We start from the raw sequence: 26,964 nt of genomic DNA, 5'->3' as shown, positions 1-26,964 counted from the left end.
GGCGTGCAGACAAATTTTGCCGTTCTGTGCGCATACGGTGTACTCGTCCGCCCCTCGCCTGACCAGAGCCGTCTGAGGTGGTCGTTCGCGGTGCAACCCCCCATGGGTAGTCCCTCCATGCTTCGTCGGGTGGGCTACATACCCATTGGTATGGACTAATTCCTACGTTACCTTTGGGAGGAAAGCGGACGTGAAGGATGCAGGTCTGTCCAATTCTCCAACAACCGCGCGCTTGTTCGAGTTCCCGGATGAGAGGCTCTCGGTCGATCTGAAGAAGAGTCTGGGGAACACGCCGGCGAACTATCCCGTCGGTGAACTCCTGGACCGCCACTGGGAAGCCGTCTTCTCTTACGCACGACTGTGCACGAACGGTGTGCGTCCCGCGGGAATGCTCACCACGGCCACATTCACCAGACTGTTCGGGGAATCACTTCGGCAGACGGGGCCGACGGCCGCATGGCGCCCGCAGCTGCTCGTCACCGTGCGCCGCATAGCCGCCGAATGGCTCATGGACCAGCGGGCCGAACAGGTCCATCCCGAACTGAGGTCCGGTCCAGCCCACGACGAGCGTGCTGCCGTACGACTTCTTCCGCCCGCGAACAGACGCCTGCTGGCCAGGGCCTTCCAACGGCTCCCGGAGCCGGCCCGCTGCCTACTGTGGCACACCGGGGCCGAGGCGGAGCCACTGAGCCTGCCCGCCGCCCTGTTGGGCCTCGCCGACGACGACGCCGTCGTGGAACTGCGGCGGGCCCGCGAACGCCTGCGCGAGGGCTGCCTGGAGATCCATCGTGAACTGGCCCCCACGGAGGAGTGCCCGCACTACAACCGCATGCTCGACGTGTCGCTCAGACGCGGCGGCACCGACCTCGACCGCGACCTGCGGCGCCACATGGCCAGTTGCGAGCACTGCCATAGTGCCGCCGACCAGTTGAACCAGTTCAACGGCGAACTCGCCCTCCCGCTGGCCGAAGCGGTACTCGGCTGGGGTGCCCGCGCCTATGTCGAAATGCGGCAGGGACGCGCCACCGAGATCGTGGAAGCGACCGAGACTTCCGGATCCGCCGCCGCCCCGACGGAGTACCTCCACCTTCCGGCCGACGCTCCGTTCCCCCCGAGCTTCCCCCCTCGGCCCGTGCCGCGCCGTCACACGCACGCCGACTCCCGCACGTCGACGCGCAAGGCCCATCGGCGCGCGCCGCGTCGCCGGAACGTCGCCCTCGCCGTGCTGACCGTGAGCGGCCTGATCCTGGCCCCGCTGGTCCTGTGGGCCGGCCTGGGTTCAGGCGGCGCGGACAGCACGGCCGACGGCACCTCGGGGGCGCCCAGTTCGGGTCAGGACGAGGCACCCGGCGGGAACCCGTCCTGGGTCGGGTCCGGGGATCAGTCGAACGACAGCGTGGGCGGCCGGCTGCGCAACTCCGGCAACGGGCTGTGTATCGGCGTCGTCGGCGACAAGCCCGTGAAGGGCGCCGAGACCCAACTCACTTCGTGCACCTCGAAGTCGGTACAGCAGTGGACGTACGAGGAGGACGGCCTGCTGCGCAACGTGGCCGACCCCGACCTCTGCCTCGACTCCCATCTCGGCTACTCGGTCCAACTGGCCCCCTGCACCGGCGATTCCCAGCCGGGCACCAAGAGCGTGCGCTACGACTTCACCCTCCAGGGCGCCCTCGTGCCGCGCTGGAACCAGGACCTGTCCCTCACCCCCGCCTCCGTCGAGGAGGAAGCGGCCGTGGTCCTCAAGGTCCGCGAGGAGGGGCCGGCCCAGCGCTGGACGCTCGACACCACCTCGCCCTCCCTCCAGCTGGAGGTGGTCAATTGGGGTTCCACCAGTGAATCCAAGGCGCCCGCTCCCGCCCCCGTTCCCACCTCGTCGGCGACACCGTCGCCCAGCACCACACCCAAGCCGTCGGCGACAGCGTCGCCCCCGGAGTCGACACCGTCGTCGTCCGCGTCCGCCGCGGACGGCTCCTGCGCCTACCCCTATTTCTACTGCCCCGGAGACGTGCAGTACGGCGGGGGCGGCTACGACGGCGGCAGGGGAAACGGCGACAGTTACGGAAGCGGAAGCGACGGAGGTGGCGGAGACCACCGGTGAGCGCTCAGGACCCCGCAGTACCCGTCGCCGCGGCGGCCGTCCCCAGGAACTCCGCCGAGCCGCCCAGGGGCGACTGTCCGGGGACGAGGGCGCGCAACTTCCGCAGCACCGCGGGGTCCTGAGTCTCCGGCCACTCCACGAGATGCCGAACCTAGCGCCGAGGGCGCCGGTCGTCGCGGTCGGCAGACGCCTGCGTGAGTTGCCGCGAACTGCTGCTGACCTGTGGTCGCGGGGACGGAGAACCCCGCCGGCCGGCTCTGCGGGCGCCGGGGCATGGGACCGGGGCGAGCCGGTGGTCAGGAACCGGTGCCGGCGCGGACCACCGTCAGGAACACCGTCGAGGCGTTGCCGGAGACGGGCACCTTGCCCTGGGTCCACTTCACCTTGAGCGAGTCCCTCTCGTCGGGCGGTGTGACGAGCAGCGCGGCGGGAGTCGCCGTACGGGCCTCGCTGATCTCGGGGTTGGAGAACGTCAGCCCGGCCCAGGCCTGCTGTCCCGGCGCCAGCGTCACCGTCGTGGGCGACTCCGAGGAGCGCTCGGGATCGGGTCCCAGCTGCTTGCCGGACGCGTCGATGAACGCCGCGCCGGGGAAGCCACGCAGGGTGCAGGTGCGCTGGGAGCTGTTGGTCAGGTTGATCGGGAAGTTCTCCTGCCCCGCGCCGGGATCGTTGCCGCCGACCGAGGCGGTCAGTTCGGAGGTGTGGCAGCGGGTACTGGAGGTCGCGGTCGTGGAAGTGGCCGGGGTGGTCGTGGCGGGGTCGGGCGCGGTGGTGCTGTCCGGTGTGCTGTCGGTGGGGACGGGGGTGCTGCTTCCGGCCGAGTCCGTGGTGTGGTCGCCGGAGGCGGGTTCCGCCGTACCGGCAAGCGTTTGCGGCGCACTGCTCGCGCCGTTGTCGGAACCGCAGCCGGTGAGCAGGCCCACCATCGCGATGCCCGCGACCAGCGCCGCCAGGCGAGCTGGGGCCGGGGTACGGCGTGCGCGCACCGCGTCGGTCCGGTCCGAGTCCGGGGCCGGGTCCGACGTGCCATGCCGGAAGGTCGCCATCTCAGCACTCCTCGAGAAATCCACCGCACGCGCCCTGGCGCGTGCGCACGGTGCCACATGCCCCGTCATCAGTGTCCGATGCACCGTGCCGCCGAAAAGTTCGCGGGTTCGGCAGCGGATTCGCGTCAGCCTGCGACCCGCACCGAGCCAAGCACACCGTCCGTCGCGTCGGCGCCGCCGTCCTGCCGGATCTGTACGTACACCTGCGGCTGTTCGTCGCCGTCCGCCGGCGTGAGCGCCGCCTCCGTCAGGGAGCCTGCGCCGCCCGGACAGTCGTCCCAGGTCCGTATCAGCCCGTGCCAGCGCGCGCCGATGTAGGAGCGGCTGCCGCCGAAGTGGCATCCGTTGTGGGCGATCGCGCCGACCACGGCGGTGACGTCGCCGTGTTCGCTGAGACCGATGAACGCTCCGTTGACCCCGGAGCTCAGGTCCTGCCACTTGGCCAGGTCGTCCGCGACGACGAGACCGGGTTCAGTCCCGTCCGGCAGGCCAAGGGCCTTCGGATTCCAGCCGGAGTCGCGCAGCTGGCGGCCCCACGCGCGGGGTACCTCGGCCGTGACCCGTCCGGAGCCGTCCTGCACCTGGACGACGGTCTCCGTGGTGTGATCCCGGGTGACGACCAGGGCGGTGACGCCGACGGCGGCGATGGCGAGCCCGGCGGCCAGCGTCGTGACCACGGCCCGTCGACGACGGCGCGGCCGGGGAGCCGTGGACAACTGGTCGGCCAACCGGTCGAGTTCGGCCGCGAACTCCGACGCGGTGGACCAGCGCCGCTCGCGGTCGGGTTCCATGGCACGCAGCAGCGCCCGCCGGACGTCCGGCGCCAGGTCCGTACGGAGGCGGTCCGGTCGTACGACCTTGCCGGGCGGACCGGGGACCGATCCCGTGACGAGGTGGTAGCCGAGGGCGCCCAGGCTGTACACGTCGGCCCGCGCGTCGATCCCGGACCCGGGCTCGGCCTGCTCGGGCGGCGTGTAGCCCGCCGAGCCCGCCGCCATGGTGAGCCCGGACGCCTGGGCCAGACTTTTGGCCAGGCCGAGGTCCGCGAGCAGGACGCGGTCGGAACCGCCGGGCGAGGAACGCAGCAGTACGTTGGACGGCTTGATGTCCCGGTGCACGATGCCGGCTTCGTGCAGCGCGGCCGCTCCCCGCGCCGCGAGAGCCGTCAGCCGCAGGGCCTCGCCGACGGGCAGCGGTCCGGCGGAGACCCGGTCGGCGAGGGTGCCTCCATCGGCGTACTCCATGACGAAGTAGGGCCTGCCGTCGGGGAGTTCACCGATGTCATAGACCTGGACGACCCGATTGGAGTCGGCGCGGCGCAGCAGGCGGGCCTCGGAGAGGAACCGCTCCCGGATGTCCAACTGGTCGGCCCAGTTGTCGGACAGCACCTTCACGGCGACGGCCGCCTCCAGTACGTCGTCGTGGGCGAGCCAGACGACGCCGAAGCCGCCGGCGCCCAGACGCCGGTCCAGGCGGTAGCGGCCGATCCGGTCCAGGGGATACCTCAGCATGGGCGAGCCGCCGGAATGCCTGTGAGCTGGTGGGGTCGCATCGTGTGTTCACCAGCGGGCATGTGCCCTCCAGGGCGCGCGGATGCCACGAGCGCGACACTGTGGCCGCTGCTCCACAGACGGGCGCTGCTCCTGGCAACGATCGGGTGGTTGAAGCCTACCCGTCACCTCATCCACCGGGTACGCCGCGCTGTGCGGAGCGCGCTCTTCCTCGCAGGGCTGTCGCCAGGTCGTGTGATCCGAGGCTGGGCTGGTCAGCTGATGCCGAGGAGGTCCGGTGGGCGGGTGAAGGGCTGGTAGGAGACATGACGGAGGGCGGCGGCGATGTTCTGGTGCCCGGCCCGTCGGAGGGTGCTGACGGCGAGGTTGCGCAAGGCGGCCATGTTCTCCGGTCCGCGGCCGGTACGGATGCGGCCGGCGTCCTCGGCGAAGGTCGAGCCGCGCACGCAGTGCGGCCGGTTTTCGATATCCCAGTGCGAGCGTGCCAGTTCGCCGAGCTGCTGCGGCGACGCCTGCGTCGAGGGCAGGTCGGTGATCGCGTGGATCGTCTGAGGGTGAGCCGGCCGGTTCCGGCGTTCGCGTGAAGGCGCACGATCCGGGCGGCCTGGACCGCGCCAGGAAAGTCCAGCTCCAGCCCGTCAACGGTCAGCGCCCTGACGACCCGCAGTCCATGCCGACCATGCCCGCGGCTGCGGGCCGTATGGCGGGCGGTGACCCGGCTCCAGGGCAGCGAGCGCAGCGCCGTGAAGAGGGACGGCTGGTTGTTCTTGCCACCAGCAGGTAGTGCGCCTGCTGGTCCCGGGTGAGGAAGCGGACGTGCTCGCGCTGGGCGTGCAGCGCGTCGGCGGTGACGACGATCCGGGTCAGGTCGAAGGGGGCGAGCAGCCGGGCAAAACCCGTGATGTCGTTGGGTCTTGTCCGGCACCCGCACCTGACTGATCGTCCGCCCGCCGCCCGCCGCCCGCCGCCCGCCGCCCGCCGCCCGCCGCCCGCCGCCCGTCGCCTGCTGCCTGCTGCCTGCTGCCTTCTGCCCGTTGCCCGTTGCCCGTCGCCCATTGCCCGTTGCCCGCCGCCGCGGCCAGCAGATGTGCGGACGGGACATGGCCGTTGCGGGAGTCGCGGGCACTCGTGCCGTCCACTGCGACTGTGGTGGCCCCGGCCGGATCGCCACCGGCCAAGTCGGCCGGCCCACGTGGGCGGGCCCGCTCCAGCACCCGGCGGATGGTCCCGGCACCGGACGCGATACGCACCGCGAAGGCGCCGACGACCCGGGTACCCAGCCGGGCCAGGGTGGTCTGCGGGGCCGCGGCGATCCATTGCCCGATCGCCGTGTACGAGCGGGCGCCGGCCACTACCGCGGACGCCGCGATCAGCACCACACTCACGAACGGATGACGTACTCCCCGCCCGCGGCGCGGTTCCGGCAACCTGACCAGCCGCTCCGTCAGCGACATGTCCGCCACCCGGTGCGACGGCAGGGCCTTGACGAGACACGGCATGGCGGACTGACGGCACATCGAAGCTCCGTTGCAGGCAGGCGACTTGGGAAGGGCATCCGCATCAGCGGGGTTTCGTTGCGCCAGGCACGGCCACCCCGCCCTGCGACGCCACAAGTTCACGCCACTCCGCAACGGCCCCGCGCCGGAACCTGCCATGCTGAACAGGTTCGATTCGATCCTCACACCTTGGAGGTTTTGATGCGTGCAGGCGTCGTTGTCGCCGCGCAGCCCGGTGTGGAGGAACTCGCCGTGCGGGCCGAGGAGTTGGGCTTACACAGCTTCTGGGTCAACGACACCCCCATGGTCCACGGCGACCCCTTCGTCGCCTTGAGCCTGTGCGCGAAGGCCACCAGCCGCATCAGGCTCGGCATCGGCGTGACCTCACCGGCACTGCGCTCGGCTCCGGCCGCCGCGAGCGGGATCGCCAGCCTCAACGCCCTGGCACCCGGCCGGATCATCTGCGGAGTCGGCACCGGAAACACCGCCCGGCGCACCCTGGGCATGCGGCCGACCACGGCGGCCAGGCTGGAGAACTTCACCGGCGCACTGCAGGACCTGTGCGCCGGACGTTCGACCGAGTACCGCGAAGGTGACCGGGTCCGCGACATCCGGTTCCTGCACGCCGGTGCGCACGTGAACACCACCGACCCGATCGAGTTCGTCGTGGCCGCGCTGCTCGGACCGAAGGCCGCCGCCGTCGCCGGCCGCCGCGGCACCGGCCTCATCTCCTTCGGCCTGCTGGACCCCACCGCCTGGCAGGCGCTGCACGACACCCGCCGGCACGCCGCCCAGGGCACACCCCGCGCCCCCGACTCCCCTACGGACTCCCGGGCGGACTCCTACGTGGTCACCTCCCTGCACGTACTCGACGAGGACGAGGACCCCCATGGCGACGCGGCCCGGGACGCGACGGGCCACCTCGTCCTGTCGCTGCTGGCCTTCGCCGCCGACACAGCCGCCGACACACCCGCCTCCGCCGAGCAGCTCGGCCCCGAGGAACGCGAGGCGGTGCGGCGGCTCCTCGACCGGCGCGGCACTACCGCCACCGCGCCGGACCGGCACACCAAGCTCTACCCCAACTACCTCGAACGCATCGCACCGCAGGACCGGGACCTGGTTCTGCCCTCGCTGATGAACACCCTGGCCCTGGTCGGCACCCGCGACGAACTCCTCGCCCGCATCAGCACCCTGGAACAGGCCGGCGTCGACGAACTCCTCATCCAGCCGGTGATCGACCCGCCCACCGAGATGGCCCTGCTCGCGAAACTCCTCACCTGAGCTGACCTGCCTGCCGCACGTCCTCGACCCCTGCACACCTACGAGATCACCAGGACTTTGCAATCGCCCTGCTCTTCCTCGGGACCCGGGCCCCGTCGGCAGCTGATACGGCCGCGACTGCGTTCGTCGAACGGTGAGGCCCAAGTCGAATGAGTAATTCCGGATGGCCCGTGTCCTCGACCGGGTCGACGAAACCCCGCGGCCGTCGGTGCTGGCGGGTGGTGAGGTCTGGGACCGTACACGCAGTCCTGCCGGTGTGTGGAGTTCAACTGCCACCAGTTTGATGCCAGTGGGAGCATCACGGACGTCGCAGCCTCTGCGTTGCCTGATGGCACGCTGCATGTGCAGGTGGTGGTCAACGGTTTGATCTATGACCGGGCCAGAAGCGCGAGGGGGACGTGGAGTACTGCTTCCACGCTGATCGATTCCAACGGTTCGATCACCGACGTGGCTTCGGTGGGTCTACGTAACGGCGATCTGCATGTCGAGGCCCTGGTCGGCGGTTCGGTCTTCGACCGGGTCCGCAAGGGCACCACCGGTAACGGGAGCAGCACGGCCCTCCAGGTGGACGGCAATGGCGCCATCTTCGGCACCCATGCCACCGCCACCCCCGATGGAACCCTCCACGTCGGAACCAACGCCTGACCCGTCCATGCTGAGGATCCGCCCAGGGGGTTCCTCAGCATGGGCAACCGCCAGCGGGCGATCGGCTTGACCAGTTCGTCCCTACTGGCTCCTCAGGCAGCGCCACCGGATGACGCCCCGTCAAAAACAAACGAGGAGTTTTGACAACCCGATGGCACTCCACTCCGTCTCTAGGGCGAGCCGTCAAGCGTACGGGTGAGGCACCCGGGTCTCCGGGGTCGCAGGACGGCTCCTGTCCGATGGCGAATCATCAGGAGTTCAGGTGGAGTTACGCGGAAGACGAAGGCGTGCGGTACTGGCGGCAGGGGCTGTTTCCACGGTCCTTGTGCTGACCGGCGTCCCGGGCGGGGTGGCCCAGGCCGCGCCGACCGACGGGCCCCTGGGGGCGCTGACCCAGGTGGCAGACGGCGCGGGTACGGCCGGGGCGGTGAAGACGGTGACGCTGGTCACCGGCGACCGGGTCCTGGTGGACGGCGCAGGCCAGGTGACCGGAGTGGAGCGGGCCGAGGGCCGGGAGGGCGTGCCGTTCTCGGTCCGGGAGGTCGACGGACACATCCAGGTGGTACCCGGTGACGCCGAACTGCTCCTGGCACAGGGCAAGTTGGACACCCGGCTGTTCGACGTGACCCAGTTGGTGGCCGACGGCTACGACGACGCGGGCCGTTCCGACGTGCCGCTGATCGTCACCTTCCGGGGGAAGACGACGCCCTCGATGACCCCGTTCACCGGGGCCGGGGCGCGGCTGGGCCGTGCGCTGCCCGTCGTCAACGGGAAGGCGATGCGGTCCGTCAAGGAGCGTGGCGACGCGTTCTGGGACGCCGTGACCGGCGCCGGTACCGACGCGTTCGTCGCCTCGACGGCCGTGGAGAAGGTCTGGCTCGACGGCCGGCGCAAGGCCTCCCTCGACAAGAGCGTCCCGCAGATCGGCGCGCCGACCGCGTGGGCCGCCGGGTTCGACGGCACAGGCACCAAGGTCGCCGTACTGGACACCGGGATCGACACCAGCCACGCCGACCTGGCGGGCCAGGTGATCGCTGAGCAGGACTTCTCCGGCTCCTCGGGACCCGGCGACAAGTTCGGCCACGGCACCCACGTGGCGTCGATCACGGCCGGGACCGGAGCCGAGCTGGGCGGCAAGTACAAGGGCGTCGCCCCGGGAGCGAAGCTCCTCAACGGCAAGGTCCTGGACGACAACGGCTACGGCGCGGACTCCAGCATCATCGCGGGCATGGAGTGGGCGGTGGCGCAGGGCGCCGATGTCGTCAACCTCAGCCTCGGCGGTACGGACACGCCGGGCATCGACCCGATGGAGGAGACGGTCAACCGGCTCTCCGCCGAGTCCGACACGCTGTTCGTCATCGCGGCAGGCAACGAGGGCGAGTTCGGCGAGAAGACCGTCGGCTCGCCCGGCAGCGCCGACGCCGCGCTCACCGTCGGCGCGGTCGACGACGGCGACAGGCTCGCCGCGTTCTCCAGCCGTGGACCGCGCGTCGGTGACGGCGGGGTCAAGCCCGACCTGACCGCACCAGGCGTCGCCATCACGGCCGCCTCGGCCGCAGGCAGTGTCCTGTCGGAGGCGATCCCCTCCGACATACCCGGCTACCTCACCCTCGACGGCACGTCCATGGCGTCCCCGCACGTCGCGGGCGCCGCCGCCCTCCTCGCCCAGCAGCACCCCGACTGGACCGGCGAGCGCCTCAAGGCCGTACTCACCGGTTCCGCGAAGCCGGGCTCGTACAGCTCCTTCCAGCAGGGCACCGGCCGTACCGACCTGGTCCGGGCGATCGAGCAGAGCGTCATCACCGAGCAGGGGCCGCTCGACTTCGGCGGCCAGCAGTGGCCGCACACCGACGACACTGTGGTGACCAAGCAGCTGACGTACCGCAACCTCGGTACGGAGCCGGTCACCCTCGACCTGTCCGTCGACGCGTTCTCGGTGGACGGCAAGCCCGCAGCCGACGGCCTGTTCTCCGTGTCGCCGCAGCAGCTCACCGTCCCGGCGGGCGGCACCGCCACCGCCGACGTCACGGCGGACACCCGCGCCGGCAGTGCCGACGGCACCTTCGGCGGCTCGGTGCAGGCCGCCTCGGCGGACGGCAAGGTGCAGGTGCGTTCCGCCGTCGGCGTGGAGCGCGAGGTCGAGTCGTACGACCTGACGCTGAAGCACATCGACGAGAACGGCGAGCCGACCGGCGACGCCGCAACCGATGTCATGGGCCTCGACAGCGACTTCTACGCCAGCTATACCGACGAGCAGGACGGCGAGCTCACGGTACGGCTGCCCAAGGGCGACTACACCCTCAGCGGGGTCATCCACCCCTCCTACGCGTCCTCCACGCACGCCGTGCTCGTGCAGCCCAAGCTGAGTCTGGACGGGGACACCAGCGTCACCGTCGACGCCCGGCAGGCACGGCCGGTGGAGGTCTCCCTGCCGGACGCGGCGGCCGAGAACACCGAGGCCACGGTCGCGTTCGACTACGCGCGGGGCGAGGGCCTGCGCGCGGGCAGCCTGCAGTACCTGCTGCCGACGTTCGAGGGCAGCCGGTTCGGGCGGCTCGGAACCGCGCAGTCCGAGAGCGACGTCACCGCGCTGTTCACCGGCGACTGGACACGGCAGGACGAAGCAGGCCGGCCGGTCACCTATCACCTGGCCTGGGGCCGGGCGAGCGACCTCGACGGCTTCACCGCCGCGGTCGAACAGAAGCAGCTCGCCAAGGTCGACCTCCAGGCGGGCGTACCCCTCGAAGGCAGGAACGTCCAGGTCGAGGTAAGCCCCCACACGGCGGACGGGAATCTGGTCAGCAGCTTCAGCGACCTGCGGGGGAGCCTGCCGCTGAGCACCACCGACTACGTCCTCGACAGCGGTGTCGAGTGGTCCTTCCGCATGTGGCAGACCAGCGGCGAGGGCCGCGAAACGGTCTGGGAGAACTTCCTGATGCGGATGCCGCAGACCTGGCAGGCCGGACACAACTATCAGGAGCGGTTCAACGTAGGCGTCTTCGGCCCGGTCCTGCCCGGCGCCACGGACGCCGGACCGGAGCAGGGATTCCCCGGTGTCGTCCGGACCGGGAACACCATCCGGGCCTTCGTGCCGCTGTTCGGCGACGGAGCCGGGCACTGGGGCCTCAGCGACCACACCTCGCAGGAGAGCACGCTCCGGGTCGACGGCAAGGAGACCGCCGACGACTACGGGATCCCGGTGACGGACGGTGTCACCGGGTTCACGGTTCCTGCTCAGGACAGCGCGTACGAGCTGACCCTGGACAACACCCGTGACCCCGCGGTGTACCCGGTCAGCACCCGCGTCAGGACGGAGTGGACCTTCCGCTCCGCCGCGACCTCCGGCGACGGGCGGACCACGCTGCCGCTGTCGGTGATCCGCTTCTCCCCGGAACTGAGCCTGTCCAGCACGGCGCAGGCGGGCAAGCCGTTCCAGGTCCCCTTCACCGTCGAGGGCGCGGCCGCCGGACAGCGGCTCAAGAAGCTCGCCTTCGAGGTCTCGTACGACGAGGGCACGACCTGGCAGTCCGCCAAGGCCGTCGGCGGTACGCATTTGTCGCTGACCCACCCCGTCAAGGCGGGCTCCGTCTCACTACGGGCCAAACTGACGGACCGTGAGGGCAATACGCTGGTCCAGACGATCGAGCGCGCCTACCTCACCAGGTAGTCCGCCCGGATCGCACACCTGGTCCTGCTCGGGGCGGCGCCGATGCCGCCCCGAGCAGGGCTGTTGCGAGGTGGGGGAGTGGCGGTCGTACCGCTCTCGGCCTCAACTGCACCCCTGAATAAGGGGCTTGCCGCCACCGGCGCGCCGTTGGCGGGACGGATACGGCCCGGCGTCACCTATGAGGGAGTCGCCACCTTCTACGACGCGGACGGTGGAGGCGCCTGCCTCTACGACCCGAGCGGTGACGTCATGACCGGGGCGATGAACTCCACCTACTACGAGTCGGCCAAGGCGTGCGGGGTGTACGTGTCCGTCCGCGCGGCCGACGGAGCCTCCGCCAAGGTCCACCCCCAGTTCGACGTGCCCAGCCGTCCACATCACCGATGGGGCACCACGGTGAAGCTCCAACTCACCGGTTTCGAAGGCCCGTTGTGACTTGGTAGCCAATTCGGGCTGCTCCTGTTCCGACCCCGAACATGGAAGCCGTCGCCTCACCTGCTCGCTCTTCGGCCGCGTGCCCGGAGATCGCGTGCGACTATCGTGCGTGGCCTCTGATCGACCCCGAGGGGAGCATGCTGTGCAGGACGCGGCGGAGACCGAGGAGCTGGCTCGGCGCGCGGCCGCCGGTGACGGGGAGGCGCTGAACGCGCTGCTCCAGAAGGTGCGGCCCGAGGTCGTACGGCGCTGCGGACGTTTCCTGCCCTGCCGCGAGGACGCCGAGGAAGCGGCACAGGACGTACTCCTCCAGGTGGCACGGAAGATCACCACCTTCGAGGGCCGGAGCCTCTTCAGTACCTGGCTGTATACGGTGGTTGCCAACTGCGCCCGCCAGAAGTACCGCGAGCTGAAGCGCCGGGCGGCCGAACAGCCGGTCGAGATCGACGCCTCGCAGCATGTCGATCCGCGTACCACGAGCGTGATCGCGGGCTCCCGCGTCGACCTCCTGGAGGCGCTGGAACGCCTGGAGCGCGAACACCCGCATCTGGTGGCGCCGCTCGTCTACCGGGACATCTGCCAGTTGGACTACGCCGAGGTCGCCGAGCGTGTCGGAATCCCGCTGGGCACCCTCAAGTCACGCCTCCACGAGGCGCGCAAGCAGGTCAGACCCTGGCTCGCCGACGCCTCGCGATAGATCGACTCGCGCCCAGGTGGACTCCGCCACGCCTCCGGAGACGTGGCGGGAGCCGGTCGGCGCCGGGTGTACACGAACCCGGTCTTGTCGACCTCGTCGCCCGTACGGCCGTGGAAGCTCGGCGAGCTGCCCGCCGGACGGCGCGGTGCGGTCACAGTCGGAGCTGGTGGTGCCGTCGGTCGGGTTCCGGCCAAGGCCGGTGGTGAACTTCGCGGAGATGATCCTGGCCCGGCCGGGGAGCCGGGGCGGCCATGTCCGCCACCCGTTCCGCCGGGTCGATATATCGAACCGTATTCGACATGCGGTGCGAGGCATTACGGAAAGGGGGCCTGCTGCTGCAGTGAACAGAGTCTGCGGCGACGGAAGTTGGGCGTGCGCGTGCGGGGGAGCGGCGGCCGTGGTGCTCCCGGTGCCGAGGGCCCTGCCTAGTCTGGTGCGCGTGACACAGAAGAGCAGCAGACCACTCGCCGTGTTCGACCTCGACGGCACCCTCGCGGACTCCGCGCACCGGCAGCGGTTCCTGGAGCGCAAGCCACGGGACTGGGACGCCTTCTTCGCGGCCGCGCCGCACGATCCGCCGCTCGCCGAGGGCGTGGCGCTGGCGCTGAAGAGCGCGGAGGAGTGCGAGGTGGTCTACCTCACCGGCCGCCCCGAGCGGTGCCGCCGCGACACCCTCGCCTGGCTCGCCGCACAGGGGCTCCCCGAGGGCCGCGTGTGGATGCGGCGCAACGACGACCGCAGGCCGGCCCGCCGCACCAAGCTGGAGATCCTCCGCCGGCTCGCCGGCGACCACGAGATCCGCGTCCTCGTGGACGACGACGAACTTGTCTGCGAGGACGCGGAGCGGGCGGGCTTCACGGTCGTACGGGCACGCTGGGCCGGCGCGTCCGAGGCGCTGAAGAACGCGCAGGAGCGGGAGGGGCGGACCTGAGGTTCGCCGGGCCCTGGCGGGGTTACGGGGTGGTCAGTCGCCGTCCTCCAGGCGGAAGCCGACCTTCAGACCGACCTGGTAGTGCTCGATCTGCCCGTTCACGATCTGCCCCCTCACCTGCGTGACCTCGAACCAGTCCAGCCCGCGCAGGGTCTGCGAGGCGCGGGTGATGCCATTGCGAATGGCCTGGTCGATGCCCTCGTGGGAGGTCCCGACGATCTCGGTGACCCGGTACGTGTGGTCGGACATGCGGGTGCTCCTCTCCGCCGTGGCAGGTGTGCCACGCGTCATTCCACGGTGCCCCACAGCGCGGCGGTCCGCGAGGTGTGGGGGGATACCGGTGCCGCACAGGGCGGCGGTCCGCGAGTGTAGGGGCACACCGTGAATGACGTACGCGGCCGCCGCTACCCGGCGGTGCTCAGCGACAGTGCGAAGCGGCCCGCCGCGTCCGTCCACCAGTGGGCCAACTCGAAGCCCGCCGAAGCCAGTTCACCGCGGACGCCCTCCTCGCGGAACTTTGCCGAGATCTCGGTGCGCAGTTCCTCGCCGTCCGCGAAGTCGACGGTGAGGTCGAGGGCGGGAATCTTCACGGTCTGCTCGGTGCCCGAGCGCAGCCGCATCTCGATCCACTCCTTCTCGGCATCCCAGAGGGCGACGTGCTCGAACGCGTCCGGGTCGAAGTCGGCGCCGAGCTCGCGGTTGACGACGCTGAGCACGTTCTTGTTGAACGCGGCGGTCACCCCGGCCGCGTCGTCGTACGCGGCGACGAGGACCGACTCGTCCTTGACCAGGTCCGTACCGAGCAGCAGTGTGTCGCCGGGCGACAGCAGGGATCGTACGGAAGCCAGGAAGGTGGCGCGTTCGGCGGGCAGCAGGTTGCCGATCGTGCCGCCGAGGAAGGCCACCAGCCGCGGCCCGGGCGTGCCGGGAAGGGCGAGACCGCCGGTGAAGTCGGCGATCAGCGCGTGCACACCGAGCTCCGGGTGCTCGGCGATCAGAGCGTGCCCTGCCTGCGTGAGGGCGGACTCACTGACGTCGACCGGCACGTACGTGTGCAGCCCCGGCAGCGCGTCGAGCAGGAACCGCGTCTTCTCGGACGAGCCGGAACCCAGCTCGACGAGGGTGCGTGCGCCGGTCGCCCCGGCGATCTCGGCGGCTCGGGCGATCAGGATCTCGCGCTCCGCCCGGGTGGGGTAGTACTCGGGCAGTTCGGTGATCTTCTCGAAGAGTTCGCTGCCGTGAGCGTCGTAGAACCACTTCGGCGGCAGGGATTTCGGGGTGCGGTTGAGACCGTGCAGCACATCGGCGCGCAGGGCGGCCTCTGTGGCGCCCTCGGTCAGGGTGCGGGTGAGAAGGAACGGACTCACGTGCGGGGCTCCTTCGACGGTGCGGATGCCATGGGGGCGTGCGGGTCCTTCAACGGGGTGAGCAGCACGTCGTCGCGGGTCGCCGACAGCAGCGTGCGATCCGGCACCTCCTGCCAGCGCGGGTCGTCGTCGTACGGCTCGGACGCCACGACCGTGCGGTGGCCGGGCTCGGAGAGGTACCAGAGGGTGTCGCCCCACGCCGTCGCGGTGATCGAATCGCCGTTGGTGAGGAGCAGGTTGAGCCGGGATCCGGGCGCCGCCTCGGCCACTTCGACGACCGTGTCGGCCAGCGCCTGGCTCTCGTTGTCGCCCTCGCGCAGCCGGTGCAGCAGCAGCGCCCAGACGAGCGCCGAGTCGCAGCGCGCCTCCAGCGACAGCAACTCCACGGCGGGCAGGCTCTGGACGAGCGGGGCGAGGGAGCGCGGCCAGCCGAGCACCGCGCCGTTGTGACTGAACAGCCAGGGTCCCGCGGCGAACGGCGCCGCCGCGGCCTCCCCGTCCGCGCCCGCCAAGGTCGCGTCCCGGACCGCCGCGAGCAGCGCGGTCGTTCTGACGACACGGGCCAGGTCGGCGAACGACTGGTCGCCCCAGATGGGCCCGGTACGGCGGTAGCGGGCGGGTACCGGATCACCGTCCGCGTACCAACCCACCCCGAAACCATCGGCGTTGACCGTGCCGTACCGCTGCCGCCGGGGTGTCCAGGACTGCCGGAACAGGCTGTGCGGCGGCTCCACGAGCAGGCTGCCCATCGTCTCCGCGGGCCCCAGGAACGCGAGGTGACGGCACATCAGGCATCCCCCGAGCGTGCCGTACGGAACCCGGAGAAGATCTGCCGCCGGATCGGATAGTCCCAGTTGCGGAACGTGCCCCGGCAGGCGACCGCGTCCACCGCGAACGAACCGCCGCGCAGCACCCGGTGCTCCGGCCCGAAGAACACCTCCGAGTACTCCTTGTACGGGAAGGCCGCGAACCCGGGGTAGGGCGACAGTTCGCTCGACGTCCACTCCCACACATCGCCGATCAACTGCCGTACGCCGAGCGGAGATTCACCGGCCGGATAACTACCCGCCGGGGCCGGGCGCAGATGGCGCTGGCCCAGGTTGGCGTGTTCGGGGGTGGGGTCGGCGTCGCCCCACGGGTAGCGAGTGGAGCGGCCGGACGCCGGGTCGTGGCGGGCCGCCTTCTCCCACTCGAACTCGGTGGGCAGCCGCCGCCCCGCCCAGCGGGCGTACGCGTCCGCCTCGTACCAACTGACGTGCAGTACCGGCTCGTCGGGCGGTACCGGCTCGGTGACGCCGAAGCGGCGCCGCAGCCACTGCCCGCCTTCGCGGCGCCAGAACAGCGGTGCCTCGATGCCGTGCGCCCGGATGTGGTCCCAGCCCTCCGGGGCCCACCAGCGTGCGGCGTCGTAGCCGCCGTCCGCGATGAAGGCCTGGTACGCGGCGTTCGTCACCGGCGTGGTGTCCATGAAGAACGAGGCGACCATGCGCTGATGCGCGGGCCTTTCGTTGTCCAGCGCCCAGGGTTCGGTGGACGTGCCCATGGTGAACGGGCCGCCGGGAACGAGGACTTCGGCGGGTCCGGTGAACAGGGGCGTGGGCGCGGGGTCCGGAGCGGTCAGGGCCGCCGGCCCCTTGCGGAGCTGATGGGTGATCAGCATGGTCTCGTCGTGCTGCTGTTCGTGCTGCGCGATCATTCCGAAGGCGAAGCCGGCCTCGGTCAGCCGGGTGGAGCCGAACGCGGTGCTTTCCAGGATGTCCAGCGCCCGCCCGCGTACCTCGGCGGCGTACTGGCGGGCCTCTCCTGGCGGCAGCAGCGGCAGGGAGGGCCGCTCGGCGCGCGGATGCTCGAACGCGTCGTACAGCCCGTCGATCTCCGGCCGCATCGCGTCACGCCCGGCGACCGCCCGCAGCAGCCACAGCTCCTCCTGGTTGCCGATGTGCGCCAGGTCCCACACCAGCGGGGACATCAACGGCGAGTGCTGCGCCGTCAGTTCGGGCTCCTCGACGCACGAGGTGAGGAGCGCGGTGCGGTCACGGGCCCTGGTGAGCGCGTCGAGGGCGCGCTCCCTGAGCGACTCCGGATCCGTGGATGACGCTGACTCCGTTGGTGACGCTGACTCCGTGCGGGATTCGGGGGCGGTCATGAGCCGATGTCCTTCCGGTGGGACCGACCGTGGAACTGACCGTGGGGCTGGTCATGGCGCTGGTCATCGAACTGGCCGTGGGGCTGGTCATGAGGCGGGTCATCGAACGGGTCGCGGCACTGATCGTCGGACCGGGCCCCGAGCCGGGCGAGCAGATCGTCGGCGGGGCAGCGGCCCCGGGCCACAAAACGCTCGGTGTACTCGGCGACGGCGTCCAGAACCTCGGCCGTGGCGCCGAGCCTGGGCAGGGCGTCGGCGGCCGCCGCGAAACAGATGACGGCGACCTCGTGCAGTTCGGGATCGGTGAGGCCGTGGCGTGCGGCGTCCTCCCACAGCGGATTGCGCGGAGCGGGCAACGAGCCCGCCCGCTCCGCGAGGGGCTTGACGGTCCGGTAGGCGATCTCGGCGGCCTCCGGGTCGTCGAAGAGGGCCGTCGTGACGGCGAGCGGGACGATCCATCCGTCGTCGCCCGGCTGCGCGTCGATCATGCGGAGTTCCAGGTGGCCGCGCGGGCGCACCGGCGGGAACAGGGTCGTCAGGTGGTAGTCGAGGTCCGCCCGGTCCGGCGGGTTGTCGGAGCGGGTCCACTCCCGGAAAGTCAGGCCTTCCGGTACGTCCCAGGGGCCGTCCGGCGCCCGTACGCACATCACCGGCGCGTCCAGGACGCGCTGCACCCAGGCGTCACGCGGCTCGGGCCCCAGCGGTGGCGCGTCGGTCCGCCCGGGATCCATCGCCGCCCACAGCGACTGCCGCGAGGAGCGCCAGCCGGTGTGCCGCCCCCGGGCCATCGGCGAGTGGGCGAACGCGGCCACCAGGACCGCACCCAGCTGGTGCGCCATCCACCAGCGGCGCCCGTGCCCGAGCGGGCCCGGTTCCTCGTGGCCGGCGTCCAGGCACACCTGGACGGAGGCGGAGGAGCACATCATGGCGCGGCCCTCGGGGCCCGCGCGGTCCAGATACTGCTCCATGGCGTCGTACCGCGGCTCATGGAGGAAGCGGCTCGGGGGATTCCAGGGATCCTGGCCGTAGCCACTGAGGCCGAGATCCACCTCGCGCAGTACCGCGCGTACGGCGTCGAGGTCGGCGGACACGGACCCGATGCACTCCATCAGGGAGGTGGCGGGAAGGGAGCTGAGCTCCAGCTGTCCGCCGGGTTCGACGGTGAGCGCCGAACGCAGGGGCAGGGTTCGCAGTGCGGCGTAGGCCGCTTCCAGTCGTTCTGGTGTTGCCGGGAGCCGCGGCTGCCGCAGCTCGTGGACGAGCCATTCCACTTCGACACCGAGATATCGAGGGGGTCCGGTCTTGAAGCAGATGCCTCGGACCAGCGCTTCCACCTCGGCCTCGGTGACGGCGGAGCGGTGCTCCGTACAGTCACTCACCGAATCGGACATGTCGGGATCCTCCTGAGATTCCACCATGCCGCCGGACCGGCATCTGTGGCGCCGGACCGGCAGTGCTCGTCCCACCCAAGACCACATACGCCGCTTCGCACAAGGGTGCGTTTCACGGCTTTGGGGGGCCGGGAAACACTGTTTGCAAGCCCGGGAAACTCTGTTGCGCCGCATGACCAGCATCGCTCACGATGCGTTCATGAGCACGACGGGGGAGATCGCGCGGGACGCGCTCGTGGCGCGTACGGGGGTGGCGCCATGAGCGCGCGCCTGCGCGGTATCGCGCATCACACGGAGGAGATCGTCGCGGCGGGTTCGTACCGCGCGTCCGACGGACGCGAGGTGCCGATCGCCGCGGCGATCGAGGCCGCGCGGGCGGGGACGCGGATGTACGGGCCGGAGCCCGTGGGCACGTCCCTGGCCGACGCCGTGGACACAAGGTTCGAGGTCACGGGCGAGAGCAGCCTGGAGGCCGCACGGCGGCTCGCGGACGGAACAGACCCTGTCGCCGTCCTGAACTTCTCCTCGGCGCGCAATCCAGGCGGCGGCTATCTCAATGGCGCGCAGGCCCAGGAAGAGGCCCTCTGCCGGGCCTCCGCGCTGTACAGCTGCCTGCTGCGGGCCCGGCCGTTCTACGACCACCACCGCGCTCACCGCGATCCGTTCTACACGGACCGTGTCATCCACTCACCCGCCGTGCCCGTCTTCCGTGACGATCGCGGGCACCTCCTCGACGAGCCGCACCCGGCCGGTTTCCTGACGGCCGCGGCACCCAACGCCGGAGTCGTCCTGCGCACCAACCCTGACCGCGCGCCCGAACTGCCCCACGCCCTGGCCGTACGCGCCGAGCGGGTCCTGGAGATCGCGGCGGCCCACGGCTACCGACGGCTGGTGCTCGGCGCATGGGGCTGCGGGGTCTTCCAGAACGATCCGGCGCAGGTGGCGGGCGCCTTCCACGGCCTGTTGGTCAAGGGCCGCTTCGAGGGGTACTTCGAGCATGTCGTGTTCGGGGTCCTGGACCGTACGGCGGGTTCGGCGACGCGAGGTGCATTCGAGCAGACGTTCGCATCTGAACTCTGGGCCGGTAAAGCGCCGCACTAGGTCCTGTCGTCACCTTCCCGTCGTCGCCCGGAGGGCGGCCTCGCGGCGTCGGGTGCGTGCTCTCGGTGTGCCGGGCGTGGACCCTCGTACTGGACGTACGTACTTGGGTCTGCGCCCGGTGCGGCGAGAGTGCGTGCATCGCGTCGCGAGGCAGACGGGAATGTGACGACAGGGTTAGGGGCGCGGGGAACTGCGCGAGCAGCCACGACGGCCCCGCAGGTTCTTCACAGCCTTCATGCGTGGGTGGCGCTCAGCGCCACCCGTACCGCTCCTGCAACCGCCGTACAACGGAGTTGAACCGCATCCGGTCCAGCGCACACGCCTCCCGCCGCATCCCGTCCTCGTGCAGCCGCAGTACGCGATCCACGTCCACCCACGAGTCCCGGCCGGTTCGGTCCCACGGCCCGCTCCCGATCGGCACCCACTCCCGGTCGCCGTCGTGCCGCTTGCTCGACAGCTGGACGGCGAGGAAGGTGCCCGCGGCCTCGCGGGCGACGACGAGCACCGGGCGGTCCTTGCCCCGGCCGTCGTTCTCCTCATAGGGCACCCACGTCCAGACGATCTCGCCCGGATCGGGGTCGCCGTCGTGCGCGGGGGAGTACTCGGTCCGCACCCGGCCCACCTTGCGGGGCTCGGCCTCCGTGGTCGCGGAGGGGCCGTGGCGGCCGGGGACGTCTTCATCGGTCGATGCAGTCACGACGGTCACGTTACTTCGGGGACAGGGTGGCCAGAGCCCGGGGGCAGGGAGATCAACTCCCCTGCCCCCGAAGCTCACCGCCTCACCCCTTGTCCTGCTCCACCGGTACTCTCTCCGAACGCGGCGGCGGCACAACGCCGTTGAGCCCCGCGGACCCGCTCTCCGCCCCCGTGCCGTTCTGGTTCATCGACGAGAGCAACTGCCGTGCCAGGCCGAGCCCCGTACCGCCCATGGTGAGTGCCTTGGCGAACATGTCGGACATGCCGTCCGCGCCGTTGAGCAGCACCATGTGCTCGACGTTGCCGAAGGCGCTCGCGCCGGCCCGGACGATCTCCGGCCAGTTCTCGGCGAGTTGCTGGGCGACCACGGCCTCCTGGTTCTCGGCGAGGGCGGCGGCCCTCGCCTTGATGGCCTCGGCCTCCGCGAGACCCTGGGCGCGGGTCGCCTCGGCGGCGGCGAGCCCCTTGGCCTGAGCGGCGGCGGCCTCGGCCTCACCGGTGGCCCGGGTCGCCGTCGCGGCGGCGGCGCCCCGCGCCTTCGTCGCCTCGGCCTCGGCGCCCGCGGCCGCCTTGACCCGGTTCGCCTCGGCCACTGCCGCGAGCTCGGTCTCCTGCGCCTTGGCCTGCGCGGCGGAGATCCGGGCGTCACGCTCGGCCTCGGCCCGTGCGCGTGTCTCGTACGCCTTGGCGTCGGCCGGCTTGCGGACGTCCGCCTGGAGTTGCTGCTCGCGGCGCTGCGCCTCGAGTTCGGCGATCCGCGTCTCCTGTACGACGACGTCCTGCCGGGCGGCGGCGTCCGCGAGCGGTCCGGCCTGCTGTGCCTTGGCGGATGCCTTGTCGCGCTCGGCCTGGTAGCCGGCCTGGAGGATCTCGCTGTCCCGGGTTGCCTCCGACATCCGGGCCGCGGCCTTCTGTTCGGCCTCGGTGGCCAGCCGGTTCGCCTCGGCCTGTGCGATCCGTGCGTCGCGCTGTACGGCGGCGGCGTGCGGCATGGCCAGGTTCTTGATGTACCCGGTCGGATCTTCGATCTCGTGGATCTGCAGCGAGTCGACGATCAGACCGAGCTTCTCCATCTCCGTCCCGCAGGCGGCCCGCGTCTGGCCGGTCAGTTTCTCCCGGTCGCGGATCATGTCCTCGACGGTCAACCCGCCGACGATGGACCGGAGATGACCGGCGAACACGTTGTGCACCCGCTCCGACATCAGCTTCTGCTGGTCGAGGAAGCGGCGGCCGGCGTTGGCGATCGACACGAAGTCGTCGCCCACCTTGAAGATGACCACGCCCCGCACCTTGAGCGGAATGCCCTGGTGGGTCACGCAGTCCACGTGTAGTTCGGTCTCGTTGAGGTCGAGCGAGATCTTGCGCACCGCCTGCACACCCGGAATGACCAGCGTGCCGCGCCCCGTCACGATGCGGAATCCCATGCCCTCTTCGAGGCCCTCGGTGCGATGCTTCGAACCGGAGATGATCAGGGCTTCGTTGGGCTCCGCGACCCGCCACATGAGCTTGAAGACCACCACGATGAAGATCAGTGCGAGAACGACCGTCCCCGCCACGACGCCGACAATCATCGGCATTCGCCCCCTTTGGATGGTGCCCTTTCGGCACCGAGCGAAGGGAGTGTGCTCCTGCGCGACACCGCGGTACAGACGCTGACGAATCCTTGTTGCAATCTTGACGACTACGGCATCTCACCTGGGACGAGAGACGCACAGACGAGCCATTGACGCACCAACTGCCGTATGCCGGAGGCGAGTCGGCTGCCGCCCGCCCGCGGACGCGTCAGCTGTCGTGCACCGCCGACGAGTCAACTGTCCCTACGCCGCTGACGAGTCGACTGTCCTACGCCGCAGATGCGTCAGCCGTCGTACGCCGCGGAGACGTACACGGTCCGTGGCGCCAGGTACTCCACCACCATCACCACCGTGCCCGGCTCGATGCGGTCCTTCGCGGCGGCGGGATACGCGAGGAAGTGCTCGGCGCCGCCGCGCACCCGGACGATCACCTCGCCGACAAGCCCGGGGCCGACCGTGCCGGTGACCCGCCCCATCAACCCGACCATCGACGCATCGCCCATGGTCACAGACTACGGCCGGTAGCGGCCGGTCACAGCGTGCCGGACGAACTCCCTTACTTCGCAGGGGAGTCGGCGGCCTTGGCGTGCGGCGGCCACAGCTCGTGCCAGCGCTGGTCCGCCTCCAACTGCGCGGCCAGCGAGATGAGGAGTGGCTCGCTGTTCGCGGGGCCCAGCAGTTGCGCCCCGACGGGCAGGCCATCGCCGACGAAGCCCGCGGGGACGTTGACCCCGGGCCAGCCCAGCACGTTCCACGGCCAGGCGAACGGGCACGCGGCGATCATGGCCCGGTCGGTGCCGAGACCGTTCAGGTTCACCATCGCGCCGATGAGCGGCGGGGGAGCGGCGGTCGTCGGCGCGAGGAGAACGTCGTACGATTCGAAGAGCGCGCCGATCCGCCGGTGCAGCGAGGCCTCGGCCCGGCGGGCCAACCGCAGCGGGGCTCCGCCGAGGACGCGGCCCAGGCGGGCGGCGTCGCGGGTCCGCCGGTCGAGGAGGTCCTGCTGCGGCATGTCGCGTACCTGTTCGGCGAGGCCGACCGTCGCGCGCGGGACGAACGACAGCCCGATCCGCCCGTACCGCGGCTCCGCCTCCTCCACCACGTGCCCGAGCGCCGTCAGCCGCTCCGCGAGCGCGAGGACCTGCTCCCGTACGGCGGGATCGAGCCGGGCGGGCAGCGCCGTGAACGGCGGCTTCAGCGACAGCGCGATCCGCAGCCGGCCCGGATCGCGACCCACCGCGTCCGACACGCACAGCGCGGGGGGCCGGTGCAGATCGCCCTCGTGCTGACCGCTCGCCGCGTCCAGGAGCAGGGCCGCGTCGGCGACGGTGCGGGCGAGCGTGCCGTTGACGGTGATGCCCTGGAACGACTCCGGGAGCGGCCAGGTCGAGATTCGGCCACGCTGCGGTTTGATGCCGATCAGATGGGTCCAGGAGGCCGGGATGCGGACCGAGCCCGCGCCGTCCGAGCCCAGCGCGGCCGGGACGAGCCCCGCCGCCACGGCTGCCGCGGAGCCCCCGGAGGAGCCGCCCGGCGTGTGATCGGTGTGCCAGGGGTTGCGGGTGGCGCCGAAGGCGGGTCCCTCGGTGAAGGGCCACTGCCCGAGTTCGCAGGTGTTGGTCTTGCCGACGACGATCGCGCCGGCCGCGCGCAGCCGGCGGACGGCTTCCCCGTCCGCGGCCTGGCGCGGGAACTCGCCCCGGCAGCCGAACGCGGTCGGCTCGCCCCCCACGTCCATGTCGTCCTTCACCGCCACCGGTACCCCGAGCAGCGGCCGCCGTACCCCCGCGGCCAGTTCCTTGTCCGCCGCGTCGGCCTCGGCGAGCGCCGCCTCGGCGCGCACCAGGCGGAAGGCGTTCAGGGAGGGCTGGGTCGCCTCGATCCGGGCCAGCGCCCGTTCGACCGTCTCGCGCGCGGTCACCGTTCCGTCGGCGAGGGAGCGCGCGCATTCGGATAGACCTGGGGCACGGTCGGGAGCCGTGTCTGGAGTCATGTCGGGAGCCAACGAGGACACCTCCGAAGCACGTCGTCTACCGAACGGTAACCTCCGAACGGGCCGTCCGGTACGGGATGTCGAACATCCTTTACGGAAGGGGGAGTTCCAGCCACCGGGTGCCCGCGGGCTCCTCTCGGCGCGGAGCGGCGTGCCGCGGTTCTGCAAGGATGCGTCCTGTCATGGTGCAGATACCAAAGCAGTCCGCCCCGTCAGCGCCCGCACAACGAACCGTGCCGACGAGTGCCGATGTGGCCCGTCTGGCGGGCGTCTCCCGCGCGACCGTCTCATACGTCCTGAACAACACGAGCGCTGTGCGGATCAGCGAACCCACCCGCCGCCGCGTCCACGAGGCGGCCAAGGAACTGGGGTACGTCCCGCACGCCGCCGCCCGGAGCCTGCGCGCCGGCCACAGCCGCATGGTGCTGATGCCCGCGCCGTCCATGCCCATGGGGCCGCTCTACACCCAGTTCTTCAATGAGCTCCAGTGGGCGCTGAGCCGCCTCGACTACACGGTCGTGCAGCACGGCAGCGTCGGCCTGCACGACGACGAGGCCGCCCGTGTCTGGGCCGAGCTGCGGCCGGTCGCCGTACTCGTGCCCGGCAGCAGGCTCGGCCCGGAGGGCGTTGCCGTCCTCAAGGGCTCCGGCGCCCGGGCCGTCGTCACGATGGGCCCCGAGCGGGTCGAGGGCGCGCACGCGCTGCTCATGGACCACGAACGGGTGGGTCACTGCGCGGGCGCCCACCTCGTGGCCCGTGGCCGCCGCCGCATCGGCGTCGTGATGCCGCGGGAGGCCGGCCTGGACACCGTCTCCCGGCCCCGCCTCGAAGGCGTACGGCACGCCCTGCACGGCACCGACGCGACGGTGACCGAGCTGCCGCTCGCGTACGAGGAGCAGGCCGCCGCCAAGCTCGCGGCCCGCTGGCGCTCCCTCGGCCTCGACGCCGTGTTCGCGTACAACGACGAGTACGCGATGCTGCTGACCCGCGCACTTCAGGACGAGGGCATCGGCATCCCGGACGAGACGGCCGTGATCGGCGCCGACGACCTGATGCTCGGCAGGCTCCTGCGGCCCCGGCTGAGCACCGTGCACATCGAGCTCCCGTCGGGGCGTGACCTGGCCGAACTGGTGGACCGTGTGGTGCGCGAGCCCGGTGCCGCAACCGAAACGCACGAGGCGCTGGACGCGAGAATCGTGCACCGCGAGTCGAGCTGAGAGAGGCTGGGGACTGTCCCCCGGCCGAAGCCGGGGACCGTTCCCCGGCTGGATCGGACACGGAGGCGCGTCATGCGGACCACGGTCGGCATCATCGGCGGGGGTCCCGCCGGGCTGCTGCTGGCCCGGCTGCTGCACCGGGCTGGCATCGACTGTGTCGTCCTGGAGAGCAGGACCCGGGCGTACGCCGAGCAGCGCCAGCGCGCCGGAATGCTGGAGCAGGGCACGGTCGACGCGCTGCGCGAGTGCGGCGCCGCCGACCGGCTGGACGCCGAGGGCCTGATCCACCACGGCATCGAGCTGCGCTTCGACCGCGAACGTCACCACATCGACTTCCCCGCCCTCACCGGTGGCCGCACCGTCACGATCTACGCCCAGACGGAGATCGTGAAGGACCTCGTCACCCTCCAACTCGCCGACGGGCCACCGCTGTTGTTCGAGGCCGAGGCGATCGCCATCGAGAAGCCCGACAGCGACGCACCCCTCGTGCGCTTTGTGCACCAGGGCCGCGAGCAGACCCTGAGCTGCGACTACGTGGTGGGCTGCGACGGTTCCCACGGCATCGCGCGCCAGGCGTTCCCGGCCGAGGTGAGCCGCACCTACGCGCACGACTACCCCTACTCCTGGCTCGGGATCCTCGCCGATGTGCCGCCCTCCTGCGAGGAGTTGATCTACGCGCGCGGTGACAGGGGCTTCGCCCTGCACAGCATGCGCTCACCGTCGGTTTCGCGCCTGTACCTCCAGGTCCCCAACGGCACCGATGTCCGTGACTGGCCCGACGAGCGCATCTGGGACGAGCTCGCCGCGCGGTTCGCGATCGACGGCGACTGGCGGCTGGAGCGCGGGCCCATCACGTCCAAGTCCGTGACGACGATGCGGAGTTACGTCCACGAGCCGATGCGCCACGGACGGCTCTTCCTCGCCGGGGACGCCGCCCACATCGTGCCGCCGACCGGTGCCAAGGGGCTCAACCTCGCGGTGTCCGACGTCCGGGTGCTGGCGCGTGGCTTCGCGGCGCTGCACCGCACGGGTTCGGCCGAACTCCTCGACCGCTACTCGGAGTTGAGCCTGGCCCGAGTGTGGCAGGCGACTCGCTTCTCGTACGACATGACCAGGATGTTGCACGCTCAACCAGACGGGGACGCCTTCGAACGCCGGGTGCAGCTCGCACGTCTGCGCCGGATCACGGCATCCCGTCCCGCGGCCGCCGAACTGGCCGCGAACTACACGGGGTTACCCCTCGCCCTGTGATGTCCAGCTGCTGACCAGCGACCTCTCGGAGAGCCGTCACGCCGCTGCTCGACCCCGAGACCTGGCAGTCCCGCCCGCTGCCGGGGCGGTGAGTACGCCGTCACCGAGCCCGCCACCCGCGAGAGGCTCGGCAGCGTCACACTCGCCACCGCCGAGGACATCACGACGGCCGCAGGGGACCGCCCGTGCCGCCCAGTCGCCCAGTCGGACAGGCCCTGGGGCCCCGCACGTCGCCCGCGCCGCTGTTCTGCGCAAGGCGGGCAAGCTGTTCGCCGCGCACGCCGACGAACTGCGCGGCTGGAGCGTCCGAGAGCTCGGCTCCATCCCGGGCAAGGCCGACTTCGAGCTCCACGTCGCCGCCCAGGAGTGCTACGAGGCTGCCGCACCGGCCTCGCGCCCGACGGGCTGCACATACTGCCCG

24 protein-coding genes and 1 pseudogene are annotated in these 26,964 nt (G+C 71.1%); 12 read left to right on the top strand and 13 right to left on the bottom strand.

The annotated features are described in order from the left end of the window. Window positions 1-232: 232 nt before the first annotated feature. A complete protein-coding gene (locus ACFWP7_RS18360; RefSeq protein WP_384382562.1) occupies window positions 233-2,098 on the top strand; it encodes a ricin-type beta-trefoil lectin domain protein in 1,866 nt (621 codons plus the stop codon). 296 nt (window positions 2,099-2,394) lie between these two features. On the opposite strand, the gene ACFWP7_RS18355 is transcribed toward ACFWP7_RS18360, so the two are convergent. The 3 genes from ACFWP7_RS18355 to ACFWP7_RS18345 form a co-directional block, all read right to left on the bottom strand. Continuing rightward, window positions 2,395-3,024, bottom strand: coding sequence for a DUF4232 domain-containing protein (locus ACFWP7_RS18355; RefSeq protein ID WP_384382586.1), 630 nt, complete (start codon window positions 3,022-3,024; stop codon window positions 2,395-2,397). Window positions 3,025-3,269: 245 nt separating this feature from the next. Continuing rightward, window positions 3,270-4,655, bottom strand: coding sequence for a serine/threonine-protein kinase (locus ACFWP7_RS18350; RefSeq protein ID WP_384382561.1), 1,386 nt, complete (start codon window positions 4,653-4,655; stop codon window positions 3,270-3,272). A gap of 254 nt (window positions 4,656-4,909) precedes the next feature. Next, entirely contained in the window at window positions 4,910-5,191 is a 282-nt protein-coding gene (locus ACFWP7_RS18345) for a transposase (RefSeq protein ID WP_384382585.1), read from the bottom strand. Window positions 5,192-5,235: 44 nt separating this feature from the next. Here ACFWP7_RS18345 and ACFWP7_RS18340 point away from each other — a divergent pair, with 44 nt between their 5' ends. Then, a complete protein-coding gene (locus ACFWP7_RS18340) occupies window positions 5,236-5,439 on the top strand; it encodes a hypothetical protein (protein WP_384382560.1) in 204 nt (67 codons plus the stop codon). A 79-nt stretch (window positions 5,440-5,518) separates the two neighbouring features. Here ACFWP7_RS18340 and ACFWP7_RS18335 read toward each other — a convergent pair whose 3' ends face one another. Then, window positions 5,519-6,172 carry a transposase family protein gene (locus ACFWP7_RS18335; protein WP_384382559.1) on the bottom strand — a complete coding sequence of 218 codons (654 nt, stop codon included), beginning with the start codon at window positions 6,170-6,172 and terminating at the stop codon, window positions 5,519-5,521. A gap of 180 nt (window positions 6,173-6,352) precedes the next feature. On the opposite strand from ACFWP7_RS18335, the gene ACFWP7_RS18330 reads away from it, so the two are divergent. From ACFWP7_RS18330 to ACFWP7_RS18305, 6 genes are all read left to right on the top strand, one after another. After that, the gene (locus tag ACFWP7_RS18330) at window positions 6,353-7,432 is read left to right on the top strand and encodes an LLM class flavin-dependent oxidoreductase (RefSeq protein WP_384382558.1); all 1,080 of its coding nucleotides are present in this window, start codon (window positions 6,353-6,355) and stop codon (window positions 7,430-7,432) included. A gap of 258 nt (window positions 7,433-7,690) precedes the next feature. Then, a complete protein-coding gene (locus tag ACFWP7_RS18325; RefSeq protein ID WP_384382557.1) occupies window positions 7,691-8,077 on the top strand; it encodes a hypothetical protein in 387 nt (128 codons plus the stop codon). 262 nt (window positions 8,078-8,339) lie between these two features. Next, complete coding sequence (locus ACFWP7_RS18320) at window positions 8,340-11,744, top strand: S8 family serine peptidase (RefSeq protein WP_384382556.1); 3,405 nt, start codon at window positions 8,340-8,342, stop codon at window positions 11,742-11,744. A gap of 78 nt (window positions 11,745-11,822) precedes the next feature. Continuing rightward, window positions 11,823-12,179, top strand: coding sequence for a hypothetical protein (locus ACFWP7_RS18315; RefSeq protein ID WP_384382555.1), 357 nt, complete (start codon window positions 11,823-11,825; stop codon window positions 12,177-12,179). Between the two features lie 142 nt (window positions 12,180-12,321). Further along, the gene (locus ACFWP7_RS18310; RefSeq protein WP_384382554.1) at window positions 12,322-12,876 is read left to right on the top strand and encodes an RNA polymerase sigma factor; all 555 of its coding nucleotides are present in this window, start codon (window positions 12,322-12,324) and stop codon (window positions 12,874-12,876) included. 439 nt (window positions 12,877-13,315) lie between these two features. Then, a complete protein-coding gene (locus ACFWP7_RS18305; RefSeq protein ID WP_384382553.1) occupies window positions 13,316-13,807 on the top strand; it encodes a hypothetical protein in 492 nt (163 codons plus the stop codon). 33 nt (window positions 13,808-13,840) lie between these two features. Here ACFWP7_RS18305 and ACFWP7_RS18300 read toward each other — a convergent pair whose 3' ends face one another. The 5 genes from ACFWP7_RS18300 to egtA all read right to left on the bottom strand — a co-directional run bounded on the left by ACFWP7_RS18300 (window position 13,841) and on the right by egtA (window position 18,711). Beyond that, entirely contained in the window at window positions 13,841-14,056 is a 216-nt protein-coding gene (locus tag ACFWP7_RS18300; protein WP_384382552.1) for a dodecin, read from the bottom strand. Between the two features lie 155 nt (window positions 14,057-14,211). Further along, window positions 14,212-15,174 (bottom strand): L-histidine N(alpha)-methyltransferase, encoded by a 963-nt coding sequence (gene egtD, locus ACFWP7_RS18295; RefSeq protein WP_384382551.1) that lies wholly within the window; start codon window positions 15,172-15,174, stop codon window positions 14,212-14,214. Beyond that, a complete protein-coding gene (egtC, locus tag ACFWP7_RS18290; RefSeq protein WP_384382550.1) occupies window positions 15,171-15,962 on the bottom strand; it encodes an ergothioneine biosynthesis protein EgtC in 792 nt (263 codons plus the stop codon). The genes egtD and egtC overlap by 4 nt, the downstream gene beginning before the upstream one ends. Then, on the bottom strand, window positions 15,962-17,320 hold the full coding sequence (gene egtB, locus ACFWP7_RS18285) for an ergothioneine biosynthesis protein EgtB (RefSeq protein ID WP_384382549.1): 1,359 nt from the start codon (window positions 17,318-17,320) through the stop codon (window positions 15,962-15,964). Before egtB ends, egtC begins: the two co-directional genes overlap by 1 nt. Continuing rightward, the gene (gene egtA / locus ACFWP7_RS18280) at window positions 17,317-18,711 is read right to left on the bottom strand and encodes an ergothioneine biosynthesis glutamate--cysteine ligase EgtA (RefSeq protein ID WP_384382548.1); all 1,395 of its coding nucleotides are present in this window, start codon (window positions 18,709-18,711) and stop codon (window positions 17,317-17,319) included. Before egtA ends, egtB begins: the two co-directional genes overlap by 4 nt. Before the next feature lie 258 nt (window positions 18,712-18,969). Between egtA and ACFWP7_RS18275 the strand changes: the two genes are divergently transcribed. Continuing rightward, complete coding sequence (locus ACFWP7_RS18275; protein ID WP_384382547.1) at window positions 18,970-19,812, top strand: TIGR02452 family protein; 843 nt, start codon at window positions 18,970-18,972, stop codon at window positions 19,810-19,812. Window positions 19,813-20,062: 250 nt separating this feature from the next. Here ACFWP7_RS18275 and ACFWP7_RS18270 read toward each other — a convergent pair whose 3' ends face one another. From ACFWP7_RS18270 to ACFWP7_RS18255, 4 genes are all read right to left on the bottom strand, one after another. Next, on the bottom strand, window positions 20,063-20,509 hold the full coding sequence (locus ACFWP7_RS18270) for a type II toxin-antitoxin system PemK/MazF family toxin (RefSeq protein WP_384382546.1): 447 nt from the start codon (window positions 20,507-20,509) through the stop codon (window positions 20,063-20,065). A gap of 82 nt (window positions 20,510-20,591) precedes the next feature. Continuing rightward, window positions 20,592-22,085: a flotillin family protein gene (locus ACFWP7_RS18265; RefSeq protein WP_384382545.1), complete on the bottom strand. Its 1,494-nt coding sequence runs from the start codon at window positions 22,083-22,085 to the stop codon at window positions 20,592-20,594. Window positions 22,086-22,366: 281 nt separating this feature from the next. Then, window positions 22,367-22,591 carry a hypothetical protein gene (locus ACFWP7_RS18260; protein ID WP_384382544.1) on the bottom strand — a complete coding sequence of 75 codons (225 nt, stop codon included), beginning with the start codon at window positions 22,589-22,591 and terminating at the stop codon, window positions 22,367-22,369. Between the two features lie 47 nt (window positions 22,592-22,638). Beyond that, a complete protein-coding gene (locus tag ACFWP7_RS18255; RefSeq protein WP_384382543.1) occupies window positions 22,639-24,075 on the bottom strand; it encodes an amidase in 1,437 nt (478 codons plus the stop codon). Between the two features lie 182 nt (window positions 24,076-24,257). Between ACFWP7_RS18255 and ACFWP7_RS18250 the strand changes: the two genes are divergently transcribed. The 3 genes and pseudogenes from ACFWP7_RS18250 to ACFWP7_RS18240 form a co-directional block, all read left to right on the top strand. Further along, window positions 24,258-25,292 (top strand): LacI family DNA-binding transcriptional regulator, encoded by a 1,035-nt coding sequence (locus tag ACFWP7_RS18250; RefSeq protein ID WP_384382542.1) that lies wholly within the window; start codon window positions 24,258-24,260, stop codon window positions 25,290-25,292. Between the two features lie 72 nt (window positions 25,293-25,364). After that, window positions 25,365-26,543, top strand: a complete 1,179-nt coding sequence (locus ACFWP7_RS18245; RefSeq protein ID WP_384382541.1) for a 4-hydroxybenzoate 3-monooxygenase — start codon at window positions 25,365-25,367, stop codon at window positions 26,541-26,543. Window positions 26,544-26,620: 77 nt separating this feature from the next. Continuing rightward, window positions 26,621-26,964, top strand: a pseudogene (locus ACFWP7_RS18240) (aldehyde dehydrogenase family protein); the annotation flags it as partial.

This window comes from Streptomyces sp. NPDC058470, from assembly GCF_042721055.1.
GTDB lineage: Bacteria > Actinomycetota > Actinomycetes > Streptomycetales > Streptomycetaceae > Streptomyces.
This window is presented reverse-complemented; position numbering and strand designations above follow the sequence as displayed.

Coding starts and splice junctions, on each gene's coding strand:
- ACFWP7_RS18330 (WP_384382558.1), top strand. CDS start 6,353: ATGCGTGCAGGCGTCGTTGTCGCCGCGCAGCCCGGTGTGGAGGAACTC.
- ACFWP7_RS18245 (WP_384382541.1), top strand. CDS start 25,365: ATGCGGACCACGGTCGGCATCATCGGCGGGGGTCCCGCCGGGCTGCTG.
- egtB (WP_384382549.1), bottom strand. CDS start 17,320: ATGACCGCCCCCGAATCCCGCACGGAGTCAGCGTCACCAACGGAGTCA.
- ACFWP7_RS18275 (WP_384382547.1), top strand. CDS start 18,970: ATGAGCGCGCGCCTGCGCGGTATCGCGCATCACACGGAGGAGATCGTC.
- egtA (WP_384382548.1), bottom strand. CDS start 18,711: ATGTCCGATTCGGTGAGTGACTGTACGGAGCACCGCTCCGCCGTCACC.
- egtC (WP_384382550.1), bottom strand. CDS start 15,962: ATGTGCCGTCACCTCGCGTTCCTGGGGCCCGCGGAGACGATGGGCAGC.
- ACFWP7_RS18250 (WP_384382542.1), top strand. CDS start 24,258: ATGGTGCAGATACCAAAGCAGTCCGCCCCGTCAGCGCCCGCACAACGA.
- ACFWP7_RS18255 (WP_384382543.1), bottom strand. CDS start 24,075: ATGACTCCAGACACGGCTCCCGACCGTGCCCCAGGTCTATCCGAATGC.
- ACFWP7_RS18300 (WP_384382552.1), bottom strand. CDS start 14,056: ATGTCCGACCACACGTACCGGGTCACCGAGATCGTCGGGACCTCCCAC.
- ACFWP7_RS18335 (WP_384382559.1), bottom strand. CDS start 6,172: ATGTGCCGTCAGTCCGCCATGCCGTGTCTCGTCAAGGCCCTGCCGTCG.
- ACFWP7_RS18265 (WP_384382545.1), bottom strand. CDS start 22,085: ATGCCGATGATTGTCGGCGTCGTGGCGGGGACGGTCGTTCTCGCACTG.
- ACFWP7_RS18355 (WP_384382586.1), bottom strand. CDS start 3,024: ATGGTGGGCCTGCTCACCGGCTGCGGTTCCGACAACGGCGCGAGCAGT.
- ACFWP7_RS18350 (WP_384382561.1), bottom strand. CDS start 4,655: ATGCTGAGGTATCCCCTGGACCGGATCGGCCGCTACCGCCTGGACCGG.